The sequence below is a fragment of the Candidatus Dormiibacterota bacterium genome (genome assembly GCA_035635555.1).
Taxonomy (GTDB): Bacteria; Acidobacteriota; Polarisedimenticolia; order Gp22-AA2; family Gp22-AA2; genus Gp22-AA3.
Window position 1 is genome coordinate 35,390 of record DASQAT010000028.1, and the last position, 20,104, is coordinate 55,493.

Annotated in this window: 18 protein-coding genes and 1 tRNA gene; 6 read left to right on the forward strand and 13 right to left on the reverse strand. The window is 66.5% G+C overall.

Going from position 1 to position 20,104, the window contains the following annotated elements:
- Positions 1-645 precede the first annotated feature (645 nt).
- The 6 genes from VEW47_07125 to VEW47_07150 all read right to left on the reverse strand — a co-directional run bounded on the left by VEW47_07125 (position 646) and on the right by VEW47_07150 (position 5,953).
- Positions 646-1,500, reverse strand: a complete 855-nt coding sequence (locus VEW47_07125; protein ID HYS04950.1) for a DUF3102 domain-containing protein — start codon at positions 1,498-1,500, stop codon at positions 646-648.
- An 81-nt stretch (positions 1,501-1,581) separates the two neighbouring features.
- Positions 1,582-2,307, reverse strand: a complete 726-nt coding sequence (locus VEW47_07130) for a hypothetical protein (GenBank protein ID HYS04951.1) — start codon at positions 2,305-2,307, stop codon at positions 1,582-1,584.
- Positions 2,308-2,563: 256 nt separating this feature from the next.
- A complete protein-coding gene (locus VEW47_07135) occupies positions 2,564-4,201 on the reverse strand; it encodes a sialidase family protein (protein ID HYS04952.1) in 1,638 nt (545 codons plus the stop codon).
- A 91-nt stretch (positions 4,202-4,292) separates the two neighbouring features.
- Positions 4,293-4,637 (reverse strand): hypothetical protein, encoded by a 345-nt coding sequence (locus VEW47_07140; protein HYS04953.1) that lies wholly within the window; start codon positions 4,635-4,637, stop codon positions 4,293-4,295.
- A 210-nt stretch (positions 4,638-4,847) separates the two neighbouring features.
- The gene (locus VEW47_07145; protein ID HYS04954.1) at positions 4,848-5,477 is read right to left on the reverse strand and encodes a TlpA disulfide reductase family protein; all 630 of its coding nucleotides are present in this window, start codon (positions 5,475-5,477) and stop codon (positions 4,848-4,850) included.
- Positions 5,474-5,953, reverse strand: a complete 480-nt coding sequence (locus tag VEW47_07150) for a cupin domain-containing protein (GenBank protein HYS04955.1) — start codon at positions 5,951-5,953, stop codon at positions 5,474-5,476. The genes VEW47_07145 and VEW47_07150 overlap by 4 nt, the downstream gene beginning before the upstream one ends.
- Before the next feature lie 61 nt (positions 5,954-6,014).
- Between VEW47_07150 and VEW47_07155 the strand changes: the two genes are divergently transcribed.
- Genes VEW47_07155 through VEW47_07170 form a run of 4 tightly spaced genes read left to right on the forward strand, consistent with a single transcriptional unit; the run spans position 6,015 to position 10,985 of the window.
- Positions 6,015-7,712, forward strand: a complete 1,698-nt coding sequence (locus tag VEW47_07155; protein ID HYS04956.1) for an electron transfer flavoprotein-ubiquinone oxidoreductase — start codon at positions 6,015-6,017, stop codon at positions 7,710-7,712.
- Between the two features lie 27 nt (positions 7,713-7,739).
- Positions 7,740-8,861, forward strand: a complete 1,122-nt coding sequence (locus VEW47_07160; protein ID HYS04957.1) for a hemolysin family protein — start codon at positions 7,740-7,742, stop codon at positions 8,859-8,861.
- A 10-nt stretch (positions 8,862-8,871) separates the two neighbouring features.
- A complete protein-coding gene (locus tag VEW47_07165; GenBank protein ID HYS04958.1) occupies positions 8,872-9,609 on the forward strand; it encodes a PilZ domain-containing protein in 738 nt (245 codons plus the stop codon).
- A 14-nt stretch (positions 9,610-9,623) separates the two neighbouring features.
- Complete coding sequence (locus VEW47_07170) at positions 9,624-10,985, forward strand: alkaline phosphatase family protein (GenBank protein HYS04959.1); 1,362 nt, start codon at positions 9,624-9,626, stop codon at positions 10,983-10,985.
- A gap of 24 nt (positions 10,986-11,009) precedes the next feature.
- On the opposite strand, the gene VEW47_07175 is transcribed toward VEW47_07170, so the two are convergent.
- Positions 11,010-11,612: an outer membrane beta-barrel protein gene (locus tag VEW47_07175; GenBank protein HYS04960.1), complete on the reverse strand. Its 603-nt coding sequence runs from the start codon at positions 11,610-11,612 to the stop codon at positions 11,010-11,012.
- A gap of 90 nt (positions 11,613-11,702) precedes the next feature.
- Here VEW47_07175 and VEW47_07180 point away from each other — a divergent pair.
- Positions 11,703-11,778 (forward strand) — tRNA-Ala (locus tag VEW47_07180).
- A gap of 183 nt (positions 11,779-11,961) precedes the next feature.
- On the opposite strand, the gene lon is transcribed toward VEW47_07180, so the two are convergent.
- The 5 genes from lon to VEW47_07205 all read right to left on the reverse strand — a co-directional run bounded on the left by lon (position 11,962) and on the right by VEW47_07205 (position 18,760).
- A complete protein-coding gene (gene lon / locus VEW47_07185) occupies positions 11,962-14,511 on the reverse strand; it encodes an endopeptidase La (GenBank protein HYS04961.1) in 2,550 nt (849 codons plus the stop codon).
- Positions 14,512-14,519: 8 nt separating this feature from the next.
- Positions 14,520-15,404 (reverse strand): agmatinase, encoded by an 885-nt coding sequence (speB, locus tag VEW47_07190; protein ID HYS04962.1) that lies wholly within the window; start codon positions 15,402-15,404, stop codon positions 14,520-14,522.
- A 29-nt stretch (positions 15,405-15,433) separates the two neighbouring features.
- Positions 15,434-15,979: an arginine decarboxylase, pyruvoyl-dependent gene (locus tag VEW47_07195; protein HYS04963.1), complete on the reverse strand. Its 546-nt coding sequence runs from the start codon at positions 15,977-15,979 to the stop codon at positions 15,434-15,436.
- A 76-nt stretch (positions 15,980-16,055) separates the two neighbouring features.
- The gene (locus tag VEW47_07200; GenBank protein HYS04964.1) at positions 16,056-16,574 is read right to left on the reverse strand and encodes a hypothetical protein; all 519 of its coding nucleotides are present in this window, start codon (positions 16,572-16,574) and stop codon (positions 16,056-16,058) included.
- A gap of 107 nt (positions 16,575-16,681) precedes the next feature.
- Positions 16,682-18,760, reverse strand: a complete 2,079-nt coding sequence (locus VEW47_07205) for an Ig-like domain-containing protein (GenBank protein ID HYS04965.1) — start codon at positions 18,758-18,760, stop codon at positions 16,682-16,684.
- Positions 18,761-19,018: 258 nt separating this feature from the next.
- Between VEW47_07205 and VEW47_07210 the strand changes: the two genes are divergently transcribed.
- The gene (locus tag VEW47_07210; GenBank protein ID HYS04966.1) at positions 19,019-19,435 is read left to right on the forward strand and encodes a GFA family protein; all 417 of its coding nucleotides are present in this window, start codon (positions 19,019-19,021) and stop codon (positions 19,433-19,435) included.
- A 5-nt stretch (positions 19,436-19,440) separates the two neighbouring features.
- Here the strand turns inward: VEW47_07210 and VEW47_07215 are convergent, their stop codons facing one another.
- Entirely contained in the window at positions 19,441-20,073 is a 633-nt protein-coding gene (locus VEW47_07215; GenBank protein HYS04967.1) for a thioredoxin family protein, read from the reverse strand.
- Between the last annotated feature and the right edge of the window lie 31 nt (positions 20,074-20,104).

A 20,104-nucleotide genomic window follows, 5' to 3' on the forward strand; every position in this document is an offset into this window, starting at 1 on the left:
AATTGCTTGCACGCGCTTCGGATTCGGGACTCGGAAGGCGATCGGCCCAGCCAGCAGATCACCCGCTCCCGCCTGGGCGAGCTTGAGATCTGCTCGACGAGATAGCCGTAAATCGCGCCGTCCGGTCGCACGCTCAGGCGCACTGAGCGCGTCTTGGAACTGGCCGAGCGGACAAGCCTCCGGCCGCTGCGGGTTTGGGACATGGGTTCGGGTCTCCTAGAGGGTGGTCTTCTGCTCAGTTAGGACTATACCGCGCAGAGGGGGTGCTTGTCAACCGAAATCGTTGGAAACAATGGACTTGCAAGGTCGCTCACCCCTCCGCGCTGATAGCAGATCGATCTCTGAGCCAGCGGACCACAACTTGCAAATCGTGCCTTCGATGCCGGTGCTTCCCGAGGCCCAGATCTGCGGCCACGGGCAAGCCGACCCGCAGCATGCGCTTGTAGGCGCTCCCGCTCATCTTGAAGTGATGGCGAAGCTCCGCGCCGGTGAGCAGCGGCTGGGGCGCTTCATCTGGGCGAGCCTTCGGCAGAGGAGGTCTCTTCGGGTCCATGTCGGGGACCATACCCCCACCTGATCGGTTCGTCGAGCGGAATCGTCAGCAACCTTGGGGCGTGGGTTTGATAGCAGGAGGGGGAGCGGGAGCTACTTGAAGTCCGGATAGTAATCCGCGCTCGTGAACTGTGGCGGACCCTCTTCGTCCTCGTCCATCCAGACGATCCTCCCGAAGGGGGAGAACTCCTCTTTGAATCGGCGCCATAGCTGGGGGGCAACACACACGGCGATGGTGCCTTGCTTCGGAGAGTGCTTCGTCCCTCCGGGCGTGCGGTAGCGGAGATCACGATTGAAGATGCAGATCGGGAAGGCCAGCATCGGGGCGAACCAGGGCATGGCGAGGTGGCCACGGTTGAGGATCACGATCGCGGAGTACACATTGCCATCGCGCTGGCGGAAGGAGGAATAGACCTTCTCGACGAACCTCCCGGTGTCCTTGCACCAGGGCGGGTTGTGAAACATCCTCTCCGCTTCCCAGCGCTGATTCAGTCCATCGATCCCAGCCGAGCCCGGCTCAGGGCGCAGGGAGAAGAATCGCTCCGCGTCGACGATCTTGTTGGCCTCGGTGCAGGAAGCCGGATCGAGGTTGAATCGCCCGCCGAGGACCCTTCTGGCAGCATCGACGACCTCGATGGGGGTATACCACTCGTCTGAAAACGACACTTTGTCGCTTTCGTCCGGGTCCGGGAGCCAGGTCTCGTTGGCCTGGACCCTCCGTGCCCATTTCATCCATCTCTGGGCGGTGCGCTTGTCGAAGATGCGGACGTTCTCGGCGAGGTAGGCTTCCCACTTCCCGTGACCGACCTTCTCCTTCGCTTCGATCAGCCGGAGCCCGAGGATGTAGTTATTCTCCCGACGGGTCCGCATGAGGCTTTGGATGTCGGCGGTGATCTCCTCCAGGGTATCGAGGGGCAGGACAATCGGCAGGATCGCGGGGTCGAACATGGGCCCTCCGCGACGGAATCTAGCTCACTCTGGCCGGCGGTGCCAGGGGGACCCCGGGCGCGGTGCGGGCGGAGGTAAGTCCTATCGGGGCCAGGGAGGCCACGACAACGAATAGAATATCTCGCAGATGAAGCCGACGAGAAACCACAGCCCGATACTCGCGAGGATCAGCGCGGGGACGTGGCCCAACCACAGGCTCTTCGGGTAGGGAACCCTGCCAGGATTATCAATGACCCGTTGCACCTCGTCCCGCGCTCGCTTCCACGTGGAGTGCAACCCGTCCTGATCGGCCGCGGTGCCGATCCCTCGCACATGGATGTCCCTGTTCAACCGGAAAAGCTCATCGAACCACGCAGGAGGTACCGCGCCGCGATCTCTCGCCGCGGCCATCGCCTGGCGACCCTCGTCGCGCCATACGAAATCCCGGTGCGATCGAAGGAGCCCACGGAAGTGCTCGATCGCCGTCTCCAGCGAGGCCATAGCTGACCGGAGCCCCTCGGGAACGGGCATGCGGTAGGCGACCCGGTTGAACTCGTGAATGTGATCGGAAGGGAAATCATTGACCGACCACAGAGGCTCGCGCCAGGTTGGGGAAGGAGCGCCTGCGGCCGGGTACTCGGTCTGAGCCCAGTGTCCGATGAACACAAGATCGTTCATCACCTGCCTGAGATGCTGACGGGCCTCGTCCCACTTCTCGCGTCGTCCTTCCCAAGCGTCCAGCGCATACACTATCCACGCGACCACCGGCGCCAGGCTGACCGATGTGCCGGTGATGAGGTTCTTGAGATTCTCAATGGGATCGGACATCTGGCCCCTGATCCCGCGGCTCTGTCGCGGCTATTTCGAGCGCCACCCCTGGTCCATCGGGGCCTGATCGGGATCTTCCTGGCCTCACCGCGCTCAGGAGCCCCGAATCCAGGCCATCCCGCAGGCCCTAGAGCAGCGCGGGGTTGCGGCGAACCGGGGCTCTACTTTGAAGTCCGCGCAGGACACCAGCCCCGAGGCGCTTCCGTCGAGCGAACTCGCGCCATTGTATCGCAAACGGCGCGGAGATCGGATTGCGCTAGTGGCCGATCGTCGCCACGTACACCTGCCAGCTGCTCCCGGGAACCTGCTGCTGTGCATAGGCGACATACGCGCGCGTCCCCGAGGAAGCGATACCGAGGTAGTCGTTCCCTACACCGAACCCGGGGGCGAGAGGGGTGAGGCGGACATTCGGGGCCCAGGAGATCCCGCCGTCCACCGACCAGGAATAATAGACGTCGAGCGGCTGAGTCCACGAGCCGCCGTATGTCTTCGGGCTCGAGTTGCGATAGTCGAACCAGGCGATGTCGAGCCGGCCGTTTCCGCCGACGGACAGAGTCGGCTTCCACCGGTCTACGATATCGTCGGGAAGAACATCGTCCACCCGGACCGGGGCGCTCCAGGTCGCGCCGGCGTCCGATGACCTGATGACGTAGATGTCTCGATGAATGACCGGCTGCAGCTGTAGTGCCACGAACGCTATCCACACCCTTGAGGGGTTGGCGGGATCGGTGGCGCTCCACATTTCGTCCGGGATCGTCGTGGGAGTCCGGTTGAATACACACAGGGGATTCGGGAAGCTGCCCCCACCGTCGGTCGATTTGAGGAGACCGATACCGATTCCAGACGGACAGAGAGGACCATAGGAGCCCCCCGCGAGGTACACCGTCCCATCCTGCGCCACGGCGATGTTCTGAAAATCGCCGGCCGGGTCGGCGTTGTCGTCTCCCGCGATGAACGCCTGGTCCCAATCGGTCCCCCCGGCGGGGAAGCGGCGGAAGGCCCAGAACCAGCCACCATCGCAGCTCCCGTCCCCGTTGGTGTCGACGCTCATTCTCGTGACGACGTATTGATTGTCCCGGTACTGGGAGGTGGAGCTTCGATCGGCGCCCAGTTTCGGGTAATCGAAGCGAAGGGTCGAGTTCGCGCAGGCGGTCTTCAGGGAACCGTCCTTGAACCGCACCAAGGTGTCTGAATTGAAGGCGTACGTGGGGGTGGCGAAGGTGGCCCCACCATCGGTCGAACGCGCCACGATCAGGCCTCCCCGCACGGCGCCAACGTCCCCGTCGATGAGATTGCTCACAAGGACGTTTCCGGCGGAATCGAATCGGATGTTGGTGTCGCCCATGTAGATCGGCCCCGGCCCCACGCCCGGGCTCCACTGGGCGCCCCCGTCCGACGAATGGAACGCGGGATAGGGGACTGAATCAGGCCCAGGTTGCCAGGGCACATCGTGGACCGACAGAGCCAGTTTCTGGGGGTCGAGGGGACTGACGTCGATGTTCGTCTCGCCAAACGAGTTCGGGATCGCCGTGGTCCTGAACTCGAGGATATTCCGTGTGGTCTGGCCTCCCAGGTTGGACTGATCGATTACCTCGAGCCGGATGTTTTTCGTGCCGAAGGCTCCGTACTGGACATTGATGATCCTCCCCGTGGAGAAGCTCGTGTCCCACACGCCGTCGTTCTGGAAGTCCCACCGGAAGCGCAATCGGTCGAGGGGTGTCTTGTCGTCCGTCGTGCACGACGCGTCGAGCGCGTAGGTGGTCCCTTCCACCCCGTAACCTGGGCTGGGAGTGAAGCAGGCGACGGGCGCCAGATTCTTTGCCGCCTCGACGGGAGGGGCAAAGGCCACCAGCACGAGCAGGACGAATGCGACGGTCACCGCGTCACATTTCATGAGGGATTCCCTCCATGTTGTCGTCGAAGATTTTGTTGGTGTTTATACGCCATCGACGAACCGCGTGCAACAGGAAGATTCCCCGCTCGGTTCACCAGGTGACGTTCCAGGCCGCGCCGATGTCGCCGCCGCTCACGAACAGGAGCGAGCCTGTGTAGCGGCCGCGGGACAGACTGAAGATCGAGTTGTAGTGCTCACCGTTGTAGGTCACGAGTGCGGACAGACTCTCGGTCACGGCGACGTTGACCCCGCCGATGAACCGCAGGCGGTCGTCGTACGTGCCATAGGCCGCCCCGGCATACGGCGCGATCGGCACGCGCAGGAGCGGCTTGAGAGTCTTGCTGAAGGTGGCGTAGTAGGCGTGACCCGAAGGAGTGCCGATCCGATCGGTGCTCGTCCCCAGGATGAGCGCCGGGCGGCGAGTCGTCTCCTGCATCACCAGCCAGTTCGCCAGCGGCGCGACTTCATCGGCCTTCGGGTTGTACTCGACGCCGGCGGTGAACGTCCTCAGGAACCGGTAGGTCAGGGTGAAGCGCCACGTGGCTCGCGGGATCTGGTTGTTGATCCAGCGGGCGCTGAAGATCCATCTCTCTTCGAGCGATTCGGCGGTCCCCCGGACCGCCCGGCCTTCGCCGGGTCAGAGAGGTCAGCTGGGGACGAGAGACGGTCCGTCCAGCCCGACCCCCGCGCCGTGGTGATGATCGTGTTCGTGGCCGCCGGTGGCGGCGGGCGGGATCGGCACTCCGACCGGTGGGGAGGGCGCGGGAGCCGATCTGTCCCCGAGCAGCCAGTCGATCCACCGATTGAGTCCCGCCTCGTCGATGATGCCGGGCGCACGCGCGACCACGGTGCCGTCGCGGTCGATGATCGCCGTCGCCGGCAGAGCCGTGCCGAGTCCCAGGCGTTGCATGTCGACCGTTGTCGCGCCGATCCAGATCGGGAAATGGATGCGCTGCTCCTGAACGAACGCTTGGACTGCGCGTTCATTCCCTGCCTCATCCGCGGACGCGCCGATCACCTGCACCCCCTCGGCCGCCCGGTGCTCCTGCAGCCTGACGAAGACCGGCATCTCCTTGCGGCAGGGGATGCACCACGTCGCCCAGAAGTTCACCACCACGATCCTGCCCTCGAGGTCTTTGAGGTCGCGCGTGCGGCCTTCGAGATCCTGGAGCACGAGCGTAGTCCGGCTCCCCGTCGCCGGCGGCTCTTCGGCCGCTCCTGCCTGGAGCGCCGAGGCCGAGAGGATTAGGCCCAGCACCAGAGCCGTTTCAGTCATGGCGGCCCACCTCGACCGGATTCGACTTCCGGCACATCGACGCTGAGCGGCGCCTCCTGGTCGCAGGTGAAGGAAGCGATGAACCGGACCGGCTCCCTGTCGCTGGCATTGGCGGAGATCAGATGAATGCCGTTGGGGTCTTCATAGAAGCTCTCGCCGGCCCGGTAGATCGCTTCGGGCTGACCCTTCACCTGCGTCCGGTAAGCCCCTTCGACGACATAGCCGATCACCGGGCAGGGATGACTGTGAGGGGGGGAGGACCCGCCGGGTCCGTACGTGACCTCCACCACCGTGACGCCGAGATGGCTGCCATCCATCCGGGGCAGCGCCTGGGACATCACGGTGCGGTCCTTCTCGTCGGCGGCGCGGGGGCGCAGGTGACCGGAATTGCAGCCGAGCACGGCAGCGCACAGCATCCCTGCGGCAAGTCCGGTCCGCAGCCTGCGTGGCGGGGAATCGTCCGAAGATCCGAACATGCTTCAAGCCTAGCATGGCTCGCGCCCCATAGTATGATGACGCCCTCAGTCGGGAGACGGCATGCCGGCAGGAGATCGCGAAACGCTCGACGTGGACGTGCTGTTCGTCGGAGGGGGGCCGGCGGGACTCGCGGGCGCCATCCGGCTGCGGCAGCTCCTGAAGGCGCGCAACGAGACGATCAAGAAGGAGGGGACAGGGACGCCGCTCGATCTCTCGGTGGCCCTCCTGGAGAAGGGGAGGGAGATCGGATCGCACGCGATCTCGGGGGCGGTCCTCGATCCCAAGGCCCTGCGCGAGTTGTACCCGGATTTCGAAGCGCGCGGCTGCCCGCTCGAGAGCCCGGTCACCGACGACGGCGTCTGGTTCCTCACGCGTCACGGGAAGCTGCCGCTGCCGATCGTCCCGCCACCCCTGCGCAACCACGGCAACTACGTCGCTTCGCTCGGCAAGGTCGTCCGCTGGCTGGCGCAGCAGGCCGAAGCGGAGGGGGTCGATCTCTTCCCCGGGTTCGCGGCGGCCGAGCCGCTCCTCGACGGCGACAGGGTCATCGGCGTGCGCACGGGGGACAAGGGGATCGATCGCGAGGGCCGGAGGAAGGCGAACTTCGAGCCGGGGATCGACATTCGCGCCAAGGTCACGGTTCTCGCCGAAGGACCGCGCGGCACGCTCACCAAGGCGCTCGTCAACCGGTTCCACCTCGACCAGGCCCGGAACCCGCAAGTCTATGCGGTCGGGATCAAAGAGGTCTGGGAGTGCCCGAAGGGGAGTCTGCCGAAGGGGCGCGTCACCCACACGCTCGGGTTCCCGCTCGACCGCGAGACGTTCGGCGGGGCGTTCATCTACACCATGGCGGAGGACCTGCTCGACATCGGTCTGGTCGTCGGCCTCGACTACAGGAACCCGCGCCTCGACCCGCACGCGCTGTTCCAGACGCTGAAGACCCACCCGGCCATCGCCCCGATGCTGCGCGGTGCGAAAATCCTGTCGTACGGCGCCAAGGCGATCCCCGAGGGGGGGATCTACGCCATGCCGCGGCCGCACCTCGCGGGGTGTCTCATCGCCGGGGACTCGGCGTCGATGCTGAACGCCATGCGGCTGAAGGGGATTCACACGGCGATGAAGGCGGGGATGCTCGCCGCCGAGACGATCCTCGAGGCGCTGGTCGCGAACGACACGTCGGAGGCGTTCCTGTCACGCTACGAGAAGCGCTTCCGCGACTCGTGGGCGGGGCGCGAGCTGTGGAAGGTGCGCAACTTCCACGCCGGGTTCCGGGGCGGGCTCGTGCCGGGGCTTATCCACTCGGCGCTGCAGATGATCTCGGGGGGGCGGGGCCTGCGCGACCCTCTGCCGTCGGAGCCGGGGCACACGCGGATGCGGACCATGCGCGCCCAGTTCGGGGACACGCCGCCTCCGCCCGACGAAGTGTCGCCGCGGTACGACAATCCATTGATGCTCGACAAGCTGACCGACGTGTTCCACTCCGGCACGAAGCACGACGAGGATCAGCCGGTGCACCTCCTGGTCGCCGACACGTCGATCTGCGAGACCCGCTGCGCCGTCGAGTACGACAATCCGTGCCGGCACTTCTGCCCGGCGGCCGTCTACGAGATGGTGCCGAAGGAGGGGGGCGGCAAGCGGCTGCAGATCAACGCCAGCAACTGCGTGCACTGCAAGACCTGCGACATCATGGATCCCTATCAGATCATCACATGGGTGCCTCCGGAGGGTGGCGGCGGCCCCGAGTACGTCAAGCTCTAGGAGGGTGAAGGGTCCCGAGGAGGGCCGATGATCGAGCCTCACATACCCCTGTATCTGACTCTGGCGTTCCTCCTGGTGGCGGGGAACGCCTTTTTCGTGGCGGCCGAGTTCGCCATCGTCAAGGTGCGCGCGTCGCGCATCCACGAGATGGTCTCGTCGCGTCTGCCGGGGTCGCACCTGGCGGCCGAGCTGGTCGCGAACCTCGACCAGTACCTGTCGGCCTGCCAGCTCGGGGTCACCATGGTCAGCCTCGGTCTCGGCTGGGTGGGTGAGGAGGCGTTCACCGGCCTGCTGCTTCCGCTGCTCCAGGGGCTCGGTGCGCTGGCCTCCCCGACCGCGCACACCATCGCCGCCGTCCTGGCGTTCGCGATCATCACGGCCCTGCACATCGTCCTGGGGGAGCTCGTCCCCAAGCGGGCGGCGATCCGCCGGCCGGGAAGGATGGCGCGCGTCGCCGCGCCTGTGCTGATGGCCTTCAACCGGATCTTCTACCCGGCCCTGTGGCTCCTGACGAAGACAGCCAACGGCATCCTGTCGCTGCTCGGTCTGCGCGGCCACGAGGAGCCCGGCCTGTCGGAGAACGAGCTCCGTTTCCTGTTCGCCGAGTCGCTGCGCAAGGGGGTCATCACGCACAGCGAGGCGGAGATCATGGAGCGCGCCACGCGCTTCGCCGATCGGACGGCGCACGACGTCATGGTGCCGCTCGAGCGCGTGGTCACCTGGTCGTTCGATCGCCCCATCGAGGAGAACCTGGCCCTGGCGCGCGCCGAGAAGCATACCCGCTACCCGGTGTACGACGCGCGTCGCGGGGACCTGGTCGGCGTCATCAATCTGAAGGCTCTGGCGCTCTACAGCGAGAAGGACGCCGCCGACAAGGACAAGGCGCAGGCGCAGGATTCGAGCATCGTGAAGGAGCTGCTGCGGGTCCCCGAGGACCGGCGCATCGACGCCGTCCTGAAGGAGATGCGGCGGCGCCGCCTCCATATGGCTGCGGTCGTCGATCGACAGGGAAGGGCGATCGGTATCCTGACGATGGAGGACATCATCGAGGAGATCTTCGGGGAGATCGAAGACGAATTCGAGACCGCGTCCGCATCCCCCGCGCCCGGTCCCCAGGGACCGGGAACCGCGTCGCAGGGTGCCAGGTGAAGGAGCGCCGATGACGCACAACGCCTCCCGTCCCGTTCTGATCGTCGCCCCGCAGCTCGAGACGCTCCTCGGCCTGTCCCAGGCGCTCTTGAAATTCGGCTTCCAGATCATGACCGCCTACCCGCAGGCGCCGGACGTGGAGCGCGGAGCCCGCATGCATCCGGTGCTCGTCCTGCTCTGCCCGCCCGCCGACGCCGGCGAAAGGACCGCGTGTCTCGACCTCATCCGGACTCATTTTCTCAAGAGAGGTGTGGCCGTGCTGGCCTGCGTGTCGAACGAGGACGAGGGCCGGGCCGTCCAGGACGGGGCGCGCGGCGCGCGGCTCCTGGTCGGGAGCCCGCTGCGCCTGAACGATCTCTATCTGAAGATCCAGGAGGTCTTCGCCACCGATCGGAGGCGCCAGCTGCGCATCCGGACCGAGATGGCGGTGGCGCACCGCGAGCCCGGGATGTACCACGACGACCAGTTCAAATACGACAGCATGACGTCCCTCGCCCTCGGCGGCTGCTACGTCCGCACCAGCGCCCCCCTCCCGATCGGCACCCGCGTCGAGATGGTCTTCAGCGTCGGCAGGACCGAGCGCAGCATCCGCGCCCTCGGCGTCGTAAGGCGTCACGGCTCGCCGTCCACGGGCGAGCCGCCCGGCATGGGGATCGAGTTCGAGGCGCTTCCGGAGCCCGGGCGCTCGGCCCTGGAGACCTTCCTCCTCGACCAGCTCGGCACGCTCGACCTGCCGGCGGCGCTTTGAGCGCCGGCGGGCCGATGCCGCCGCTGTGCGCGAATGCGCTGGTGCTCTGTGCCCTGGCCGCCTGTCTCACCGCCTGCGATGGAAACGCGATCGCCGACCACGGCCGGGTCGTCATCTTCGGGATCGACGGCGCCGACTGGCAGGTGATCGAGCCGCTGGTGGCGCGCGGCCGTCTTCCGCATTTCAAGCGATTGATCGAAGAGGGGGCCACCGGGACGCTGCAGTCGATGGAGCCGTCGGCGTCCCCGTCCCTCTGGACCACCATCGCGACCGGGGTGCGGCCGGATCGTCACGGCATCCACGGCTTCGTCGTCGAGGGGAGCGGCGGGCCGGGGGACGCGGCGCACGGCGAGGAGGGGAGGGCGGAGCCGGCGGGCCGGCGTGACGACGTGCGTCCGGTCACGAGCACCATGCGGCGCGCCCCGGCCTTCTGGAACATCCTGCCGCGCTACGGGCGCAAGGTCGGGGTCGTCGGCTGGCTGGTCACCTGGCCGGCGGAGCCGACGAACGGCTACATCGTTTCCTCCTACCTGCCATACATCTACAACTGGTCCACCGGCCGCCCGCTCAAGGGGACGATTGTTTCGGGGATACCGAAGCAGACCTTCCCGGAGTCCCTGGTCGACGATCTGGAGAGCGACAAGGTGAAGCCCGCCGACCTGCCGGCCGGGACGGTGCGCCGGTTCTACGACCCGGACCGCGTCCGGTCCCTGCCGGCCGACGACCGCGAGTGCGTCGAGGGGTTCCTGTGGAGCCTGGCCTGCGACGAGACGTATCGCCGCATCGGGCTCCGGCTGTTCGAGAAGTACCCGGTCGATCTGTTCGCGATCTATTTCGGCGGCGTCGACGTCTCCTCGCACCGCTTCTGGAAATTCGCCCACCCGGACGCCATGGATTACGGCGTCAGGCCCGACGAGGCGGCCGCCCTGGGGGGCGTCATCGACGCCTACTACGTCTATGTGGACGGGCTCCTGGGGGAGTATCTCGACCGGATCGGCCCGGAGACGACGCTCGTCGTCCTCTCCGATCATGGGTTCAAGGCGGTCCTCTTTCCGGGGAAGCCGACGACCTCGGGGCATCACCGCATGCAAGGGGTCCTGGCGCTCTACGGGCGCGGCGTGCGACGCGACACGACGATCGAGGGGGCGGGGCTCCTGGACGTGCTGCCGACGCTTCTGCGGCTCCTCAACGTACCGATCGCCCGCGACCTGGAGGGGAAGGTCCTCGAGCAGGCGCTCGACGCGGGCTTCTCCGGGGCGCATCCGGCCACGTGGGTGGACACCTACGGCGCGGCGGAGCACGGAGGGGCGCCCGACGAGTCGGACCTCGACCGCAACGTCCTCGAGAGACTGCGCTCTCTCGGCTACATCAACTGAACGCGTCGGGGCCCGCGGCCGGCTTCAGCGCGTCGGGAAGCGCCAGCCGACGCCGAACGAGACCTCCTGAAAGCTGAAGCTCTCGCTGTCCGAAAACACCGGCAGGTTCCCCGAGAAGAAATTCTGACGGGCCTCGACGCGCGCATAGAGGACTCGTCCCAGGAAGAAGCGGACGCCGCCACCAAGACCGAACGTCAGGTCCGTTTCGGTTCCGAGCGCCGAGTCATCCGTGCTGAGGAAGCCCACTCCCGCGGTGAGGTAGGGAACGACGTCGTGCGAGGTGAAGTTGAAGACGTAGGCCGTCTGGAAATGCGTGATGTTGTCGTCCGCGATGCCGATGATGGCACCGGTGCTGTCACGGATGGCGCCGGTGGTCGAGACGCTATCGATCAGGAATTCGACCTCCTGCTGCGGGTTGTAGAGGTAGCCGAAGCGGAAACCGACTCCGGTGTCGCCGTCCAGGTCGGTGCTTTTCTCGAAATTGAAATAGGTCAGGTAGCCGTTGAGCTCGAACCCGCGGTGGAAACCGCCGCGATAGGGCCGCGCCTGCGCCGAGGCGTCCGGGACGAACAGGAAAGCTGCGAGGAGGACAGTCAGAGCGGACAGCAGTCGTTTCGCGTTGATCATCGATGTTCTCCCGGCGCCCCCGCGAGACCCCCGGGACGAGGGCGCGTTGACCCTATTTTTGCACGCATGCTATAGTTCGCCAAATCTCGTGGGGCGTTAGCTCAGCTGGGAGAGCGCGAGGCTGGCAGTCTCGAGGTCGGGGGTTCGATCCCCCCACGCTCCACCACGATTCCCTCCTTACGCGTTCAGTCTTCGAAGATCGTCTTCCTGTGCTTCGGGGGCTTCGTCCGTCTGTCTGCGTGGCGCTGGTGCGGTTTCCTTGGAAGAGGAAGGCGGACGCCCGGCAGCCCCTTTCTCCGGCGGGGGCGGCGGCGCCTGGGCTCGGGCATGAGAGGGCCGGGCGCGGGGTTTATCGGCCCCCGGTGGAGGCGGCGGCGCGCGGCTTGGCGCGCTCGCGTCTCTTCTGCACGCGCTCGCGGACGCGCGCCCGGCGGGCCTCGCCCGGGATCGCTTCGGCGGGGGCCAGGACGATGGCGCACAGCACGGCGCCGAGGACCTCTCCGACTTCCTTCACGAAGGTGAACTTCATCTGCTTGCGGATGTGCTCGGGGATATCGACGAGGTCCTTCTCGTTTCTGGCCGGCATGACCACGGTCGTGATGCCGGCGCGGCGCGCCGCCAGGATCTTCTCCTTGATACCGCCGACCGGCAGCACCTTGCCGCGCAGCGTGACTTCGCCCGTCATGGCGATGTCGTGCCGCACCGGGTGCTGCGACATCAGCGATGCCAGGGCCGCCACAATCGTCACGCCGGCCGATGGGCCGTCCTTGGGGATGGCGCCGGCCGGCACGTGGATGTGGATGTCGGTCTTCTCGAACAGGACCTCCTCGATCCCCAGCTCCTTGGCGTGCGCCTTGACGTAGGTCAGCGCCGCCTGGGCCGATTCCCTCATGACGTCCCCGAGCTGTCCGGTGATCGACAAGACTCCGTTCCCCTTCATCCGGCTGGCCTCGATGAACAGGATGTCGCCGCCCGCCGAGGTCCAGGCCAGGCCGGTCGCGACGCCGACCTCGTCGGTGCGCTCCGCCACCTCGGGGATGAACACGATCGGGCCGAGGAACTCCTGCAGGTTCTTGGCGTCCACCGCGCGTCCCTTGGAGCGCGTCATGGCGATGTCCTTGGCGACCTTGCGGCAGACCGTGGCGATCTGCTGCTCCAGCTTCCTGAGACCCGAGTCGGCCGTGTAGCCGCGGATGATCTCCTGGATGGCTTCGTCGGTGAAGGAGACCTGGTCCTTCGACAGCCCGTGCTCGCCGATCTGGCGCGGGACCAGGTACTGGCGGGCGATGTCGAGCTTCTCCTCCTCGACGTAGCCGGGGAGGTGCAGGATCTCCATCCGGTCGCGCAGCGGGTCGGGAATCGTGTCCAGCCGGTTGGCGGTCGTGATGAACATGACGCGCGACAGGTCGAACGGCAGATCGAGATACAGGTCGGTGAAGGTGTTGTTCTGCTCCGGGTCGAGGACTTCGAGGAGGGCCGAGGCCGGGTCGCCCCTGAAGTCCATGCCGATCTTGTCCACCTCGTCGATCATGAACAGGGGGTTTCTCGATCCGGCGCGCCTGAGGCTCTGCAGGACCTTGCCGGGCATGGCGCCGACGTAGGTGCGGCGGTGGCCGCGGATCTCGGCCTCGTCCCGCATGCCGCCGACGCTCATGCGCACGAACTTGCGCCCCAGCGCCTCGGCGATCGACTTCCCGAGCGACGTCTTGCCGGTCCCCGGCGGTCCGTAGAAGCAGAGGATCGGCCCCTTCATGTCGTTCTTCAGCTGGCGCACCGCCAGGAACTCGAGGATGCGGTCCTTGACCTTCTCCAGATCAAAATGGTCGCGGTTGAGGATGCGCGACGCGTCCTTCACGTCCAGCCGATCGATCGTGGTCGTGGACCAGGGGAGCGCCGCCATCCAGTCCAGGTAGGTGGTGATGACGTTGTACTCCGCCGAGGCGGGGTTCACCATCTCCAGGCGGCCCAGCTCCTTCTCGGCCTCCTTCTTGGCCTCCGCCGGCAGACCGGCCTTGTCGAGGCGCTCCCGCAGATCGCGCACCGTCGCCGCGGACTCGCTCTCTTCGCCCAGCTCCTTCTTGATCACCTTGAGCTGCTCGCGCAGGAAGAACTCGCGCTGCGCCTTGCGGATCTCGTCCTCGGTCTGCTCCTTGATCTCCTGCCCCGCCTTCGCCAGCCCGGTCGACTTCTCGATCAGCCGAATTGCGACTTTCAAGCGATCGAGCGGCGTGATGGTCGTGAGAATTTCCTTCTTCTCCTCCAGCTCGAAGTTCAGGTGGTTGGCGATCTGGTCGGCGAGGTTGCCGGGACCGGACAGGTTGTTCTTGATGAGGTTCAGGATCTCGCCGGGGACGCGCGGGTCGAGCTGGATCAAGTTCTCCAGAAGGTGCAGGGCGTTTCCCATCAGCATGTTCGCCTCCATCGAGTCTTCTTCCTTCTCGTCGATGCAGGCGACCCGGGCCTTGAGGTACGGCTCGGTCTGGATGTACGAGGCGACGCGGAACCGCCGCAGCCCCAGGAGGATGATCTGGATGGTGTTGCCGGAGACGTTGATCTTGTTGACCAGCCGGGCCGCGACGCCGATGGCCGACAGCTCCTCGATCGGCGGCACGTCGATGGAGGAGGACTTCTGAACCACCAGACCGATGATCGACTCGGGCTCCATGTCCCTGATCAGGTTGAGGTTCTTCTTCCTCACGACTTGAAGGTTGACCACCATCTGCGGGAACACGACGGTGGAGGCCAGCGGGATGATCGGCAGCTCGGCGGGGATATCGCAGGCGAGCATCTCGCCGTGGGCGCGCACGCCGGCGGCGGCGATCTTCTCGGCGATCGTCTTGTCCAGCGGCCTCTCGTTTCCCTTGTCGGCGGCGTTCTTCCTGTTGCCCTGTCCGCTCATTCTGTGCCTCATCCCGCTTTCGCCGCCTGGTCGCCGCGTCCGTCGGCGAAGAAGCGGTAGGCGATGATCTTGTAGATCAGCTTGGCCGCCAGAAAATCGGGCGCGACGTCTGCTCCCAGGGGCCGCAGCTCGTTCACGTCGAACCCGACCAGCCTCTTCTTCCTGCACACGCCCCGGATAAAGGCCAGTGTGTCGTACCACCCCGGCCCGCCAGGCTCCGGAGTGCCGGTGGCCGGCATGATGGCCGGGTCGAAGTAATCCACGTCAATTGTAAGGTATATCTCGTCCGTCAGGCGGTCAACCAGTTCCAGCGCCCTTTCCGGCCGGCCGACGAAGTCCCGCGCCGGCACGACCATCAGGCTCTTCGCCCGGATCAGATCGCGCTCCTCCCGGGAGATGCTGCGGATGCCGACCTGGAGGGTCGGCAGGCGCCCGGCGAAATGGTGCATGGCGCAGGCGTGGCTGAACTCGGACCCCTCGTAGGTGGCCCGCAGATCGCCGTGGGCGTCGAACTGGATGACCGACAGCTTCGGGTGCTTCCGGTGGTACGCCTTGATCGCTCCCACGGCGACGCTGTGCTCCCCCCCGAGGACCACCGGCATCTTCCCCATCTCCAGGTACCGCGCCGTGGCCTCCTCGACCTTGCGGGTCATGACCTCGGGCGGGTCGTCGTTGCCGGAGACGGGCGCAGCGGTGTGGATGCCGATGGTGTAGGGATCGCGGTCGATCTCGTCGTCGTACAGCTCCATGAATCGCGAGGCCTCGACGATCGCCTCGGGCCCCCGCGCGGTCCCCTTCATGTACGAGGCTGTCCGGTCGTAGGGGACCGGCAGGATGACGACGCGCGCCCGTTCCAGCGACGAGTGCTCCTCGTCCAGGCCGCCGTAGTTCATCGGAAGCTCGGGGTGCTCGCCCATGGACGTCAGGGGATGAGGACCGCGGCGGTCACGACCGTCGTCCAGCGTCCCCGCTTGTCCCCCACGGCCGACTGGCAGGTGTTCATGGTGCGGTAGATCTCGCCGCTGATCTTCCAGATCTCTTTCCGCTCGTCGTAGGAGGTCTCCGGGTCGAACTCGACCCCCCGGACCGTCGCCAGCATCTGCGCGGCCAGATCCTCGGCGTAGTCGCCGGCCACCGTCTCGGTCTGCCCGAACGAATGGTGCTCGCTCAGGTAGCCGTGACCGCCGTGCTTCCCGGGGATCGCGATGCCGATGGAGGAGGCGCACAGGCGGTGCGGCTCGTTGGTCTCCGCCTGGCTCATGACGCAGAAGACGACCTCGCCGGCCCGCAGGTACTTGACCCCCTCCTTCTTGGTGATGATCTTGCAGCCGGGAGGGAAGATGCTGCTGACCCGGACGATGTTGAAGTGGGCGATGCCGGCGTCGCGCAGCGCCATCTCGAACGAGTTGAGCTTCTCCCGGTGCCGGCCCACACCCTTGGTAAGGAACATCTTCTTCGAAACGAACATCGCGACCCTCGCGCTGACGATCGGTTGGAGTTAGGGTAATCCGTGCCGATTTATAGCACAAAGCGTCGGCCGCCGATCAGGGAGTTTCCTTGAGGACCTGCAGGACGGCGCGGCGCAGGGCGTCGTAGGGGATCGTTTCGGCCCCGGGAACCGGGGCGCGGCCGTCCACGTCGGCCGCCTTCACAGTCTCGCCGCTCACCAGGAAGACACCTCGGCCCCGCCCCGCCGCAGAGGTCAGCCCGATCTTGCTCTCCGGCCTGAGGAAGACCACGTATTCGACGCCGGGAGCGAAGACCGTCAGGCCGGCGATACGCCCCAGGTCGCCGACATCCCGCTCGGGCGTCCCGGTCTGGCGGAAGGTGAGATATAGCGGTCCGCTTCCCTTCAGGTATTCACTCACCTCGAAGGCGTAGGTCGTCGCGGCCAGGGGCCGACCCTTGAAGTCCACGGTCCCGGGACGGGCGGCAACGCAGCGTCCCCTGAACACCCGCGACGCGCTCCGGGTCAGCTCCGCGGTCGAGTACGAGGCGGCGAGCAGGAAGGGGACGAGGAGGGCGAGCCCTCCGATGGCGCGGACGGCGTGACGGACACGCATGCCGGATCTCCCGGACGGCGGGGCGTCCTGGAGCCGAGCCGTCCGGGTGATCTATTACCTGATCGCGGGTCCCGGATCAACCATCCGGATGGCGCCGCCCATCCCCGCTACATCACGTCGAATGCGTCGACGACGACGTATGTGGAGGCCGAGGAGGCGTTCTTGTTCCCGGTCACCTGGATCACGAGCGTGTGATTTCCGGCGGCGAGCCCGGTGACGCTGAACATGGACCCGGAAGCGGCCGGGCGCGTCGCTACGTAGGTGTCGACCGTCGCGACGACGGATCCATCCAGGAGAACACTCGCGATGCCGCACTGCTCGCACTTGAAGCCGATCCAGCTCACCCCCTGCCCGGTGAACGTGAAGCTCGCGGTCGCCCCCGCGTCGGCGGCCGCAGTCGCGGAATCGCCGCTCAGCGTCACGCCTGTCGACGCGCTCGTCAGAGCGATCCAGGAGGCGGCCGGCGAGAGCGTCGCCGAGCTCTCCTCGAAGCGCGTGGAGGACGGCGGGGCCGAGTTGGACACCGTCACGGTGACCGGGGCCGACGTGGTTCTGTTTCCGGCGGCGTCGCGGGCCGTGGCGGAGAGAGTGTGCGAACCGTTGCTCACGGTCGTCGTGTTCCAGGAGACAGAATAGGGCGCGGTGGTGTCCTCCGGGCCCAGCGCCACGCTGTCGAGCAGGAACAGGACCCCCGCGACGCCGATGTTGTCCGAAGCCGAGGCGCTCACCGTGGTCGTTCCCGATACCGTGGCGCCGTTGGCCGGGGAGGTGATATTGACCGTCGGAGGCGTGGTGTCGGGCGGCGGGCTGCCGCCGCCGCCGCTCGTCACGTCGAAGGCGTCGACGACGATCCAGGAGCAGCAGGCCGAAGCGCTCCAGGTCCCGGTGACCCTGATCATTATGGTGTGCGTTCCGGCCGCCAGGCCGCTGGCGGTGTACATCACCGCCTGCGCCTGCTGGGTCGGGGAATACGTGTCCACCGTCGCCTTGAGGACACCGTCCAGGTAGACCTCCGCGATGCCGCCGAAATCGGCCCTGAAGCCGATCCAGCGCACACCCGTCCCGTTGAAGGTCAGGCTGGCGGTCGATCCGGCGTCCGGGCCCTCCACGATGGAGCCGCCGCTCAGGTCGGCGCGGGACTGCGGGATCCAGTTGCCCGTGTAGGCCACGGACGGATCGGTCTCCTCGATCCGCGTCGTGCCACCCGTGGAGGTGTTGGAGACCGAGACGATGACGGTGGTGGAGGTGGTGCTGTTGCCCGCGGCGTCGCGTGCGGTGGCGGTGAGAGAGTGCGAGCCGTTGGCGGCGGTCGTCGTGTCCCAGGAGATGGCGTAGGGCGACGTCGTATCCTCGCCGGCCAGGTTGGCTCCGTCGATCTTGAACTGCACGCCGGCGACACCGACGTTGTCGGACGCCGAGGCGGACACCGAGATGGTCCCGGAGACAGTGGCACCGTTGGCGGGAGCCGTGATGCTGACCGCCGGCGGCGTGGTGTCGGGCGGCGGGGCGTTGGAGACCGTAACGGTGACAGTCGCAGAGGTGGTGCTGTTGCCCGCTGCATCGCGCGCGGCGGCGGTGAGGGAGTGCGAGCCGTTCGCCACAGTCGTGGTGTTCCAGGAGACGCCGTAGGGCAACGATGTGTCTTCGGCACCCAGGTTGGCGCCGTCGAGCCTGAACTGCACACCCGCGACACCGACGTTGTCGGACGCGGAAGCGGTGACCGAGATTGTCCCGGACACGGTCGTGCCGTTGCCGGGAGAAGTGATGCCGACCGCCGGTGGCGTGGTGTCGGGCGGAGGAGCGTTCGAGACCGTGACGGTGACCGGTGACGAGGAGTACTGCAGGCCAAGAGCATCCCGCGCCACCGCCGTGAGGGAGTGCGACCCGTTGCCGACGCCGGTCGTATTCCACGAGACGGCGTAGGGAGCGGCCTTGTCCTCGGCGCCCAGGCTGGCGCCGTCGAGCTTGAACTGCACGCCTCCCACCAGGACGCCCAGAGGACTCACGCTTGCGCTGACGGTGATCGTCCCGCTGACGGTCGAGCCCGACGTCGGCGAGGTGATGGTCACGACCAGGTTGCCCTGCGCCCGGGCGTCCCGCGGGAAGGCCAGGGAGCCGCCGATGACCGCCACGAGAGCAGCCGCGAAGTGGAACCCGACTCTGCGGGACCGATCACCCGGTTTCACGATAGTCGCCCTCCTCATCAGGCGATGAAGATGGAACAAGTCGGCACGCAATGAAATCCGGTCTATGCCCCAATGAGCGAGGCTGAGAATCCGTATGGTGTGTCAGGAATCTCCCGACTGAACGTGCCGAATCGGACCGAGTCCAGAAGTTCGCCCGAGGAGAGGACGGCGGAGGCCCAGGCGGGCCGGCGGACACGAACTTGACAGCCGGTGCGCGGCAGGATAGGGTCAGAACATCTTCAACCAGCGAGGGACGAGATGACTGCCTCCAAGCAAACCCATGAGGGATCGTGCCAGTGCGGCCGCGTCCGCTACAAGGTCGAAGGGCCGCTGAGCAACATGTCGAACTGCCACTGCACCGACTGCCGCAAGAACAGCGGCGCCGCCTTCGTGACGTACGTCGAGGCGCCCAAGCGCGCCTTCGGATACGTCAAGGGCGCCGACCTGATACAGACCTACCAGGCCGAATCGGGCACCAAGCGGGCCTTCTGCCGACAGTGCGGCTCGACCCTCAGCTGCTTCGTGGACGGCGACGATCTCATCGAAATCGCCGCCGCGACCCTCGACACGCCGATCGACCTGCGCCCCGAGTACCACATCTACGTGCGCAGCAAGGTCCCCTGGTACGAGATCAACGACGGCAAGCCGCAGCACGAGACGACGAGCGGAAAGTAGACGCCCTACCTCTTCGCGTACTTCACGCCGCAGCCGAACGCCTTGGTCTCGGCGACCTTCACCGGCTGGCCGCCGACGACGGCGTCGAGGGCGGCGGCGAAGTCGTGCGTCGTGACCTTGTCCTGCTCGAGGGAGTCGTCGACGCGCCCGCGGTAGACCAGCTTGCCGGACGCATCAAGAAGGAAGACGTGCGGGGTGACCCTGGCGCCGTAGGCGGTGGCGATCGCCTGCGTCTCGTCGAGGACGTACGGGTAGGGAAGGTTCTTGTCCTTGGCTCTCTTGACCATGAACTCGAAGCCGTCGCCGGGGACGATCTTCGAATCGTTCGCGTTGATGGCGACGAAGCCGATCCCCTTCGGCTGGAATTCCTTCGCGAGCGCGATGAGCCGGTCTTCGTAACCCTTCGAGAACGGACACTCGTTGCAGGTGAAGACGACCGCGGTCCCCTTCGCCCCCTTGACGTTGTCGAGGGAGTGCATCTTGCCGTCGGTCCCTTTCAGGTTGAAGGCGGCGCCCTGCGCGCCGATCGCCAGCTCATCGGCGGCCCGGGCGGCGGGCACGGTGTGGAAGGCGAGGACGAGGACGGCGGCCGACAGGGCCGCGGCGGCGGTGACATTGAGAACCTGGCGACGGTGCATGGTGCCTCCTTCAGGGTTCAAGTGTTCAGCA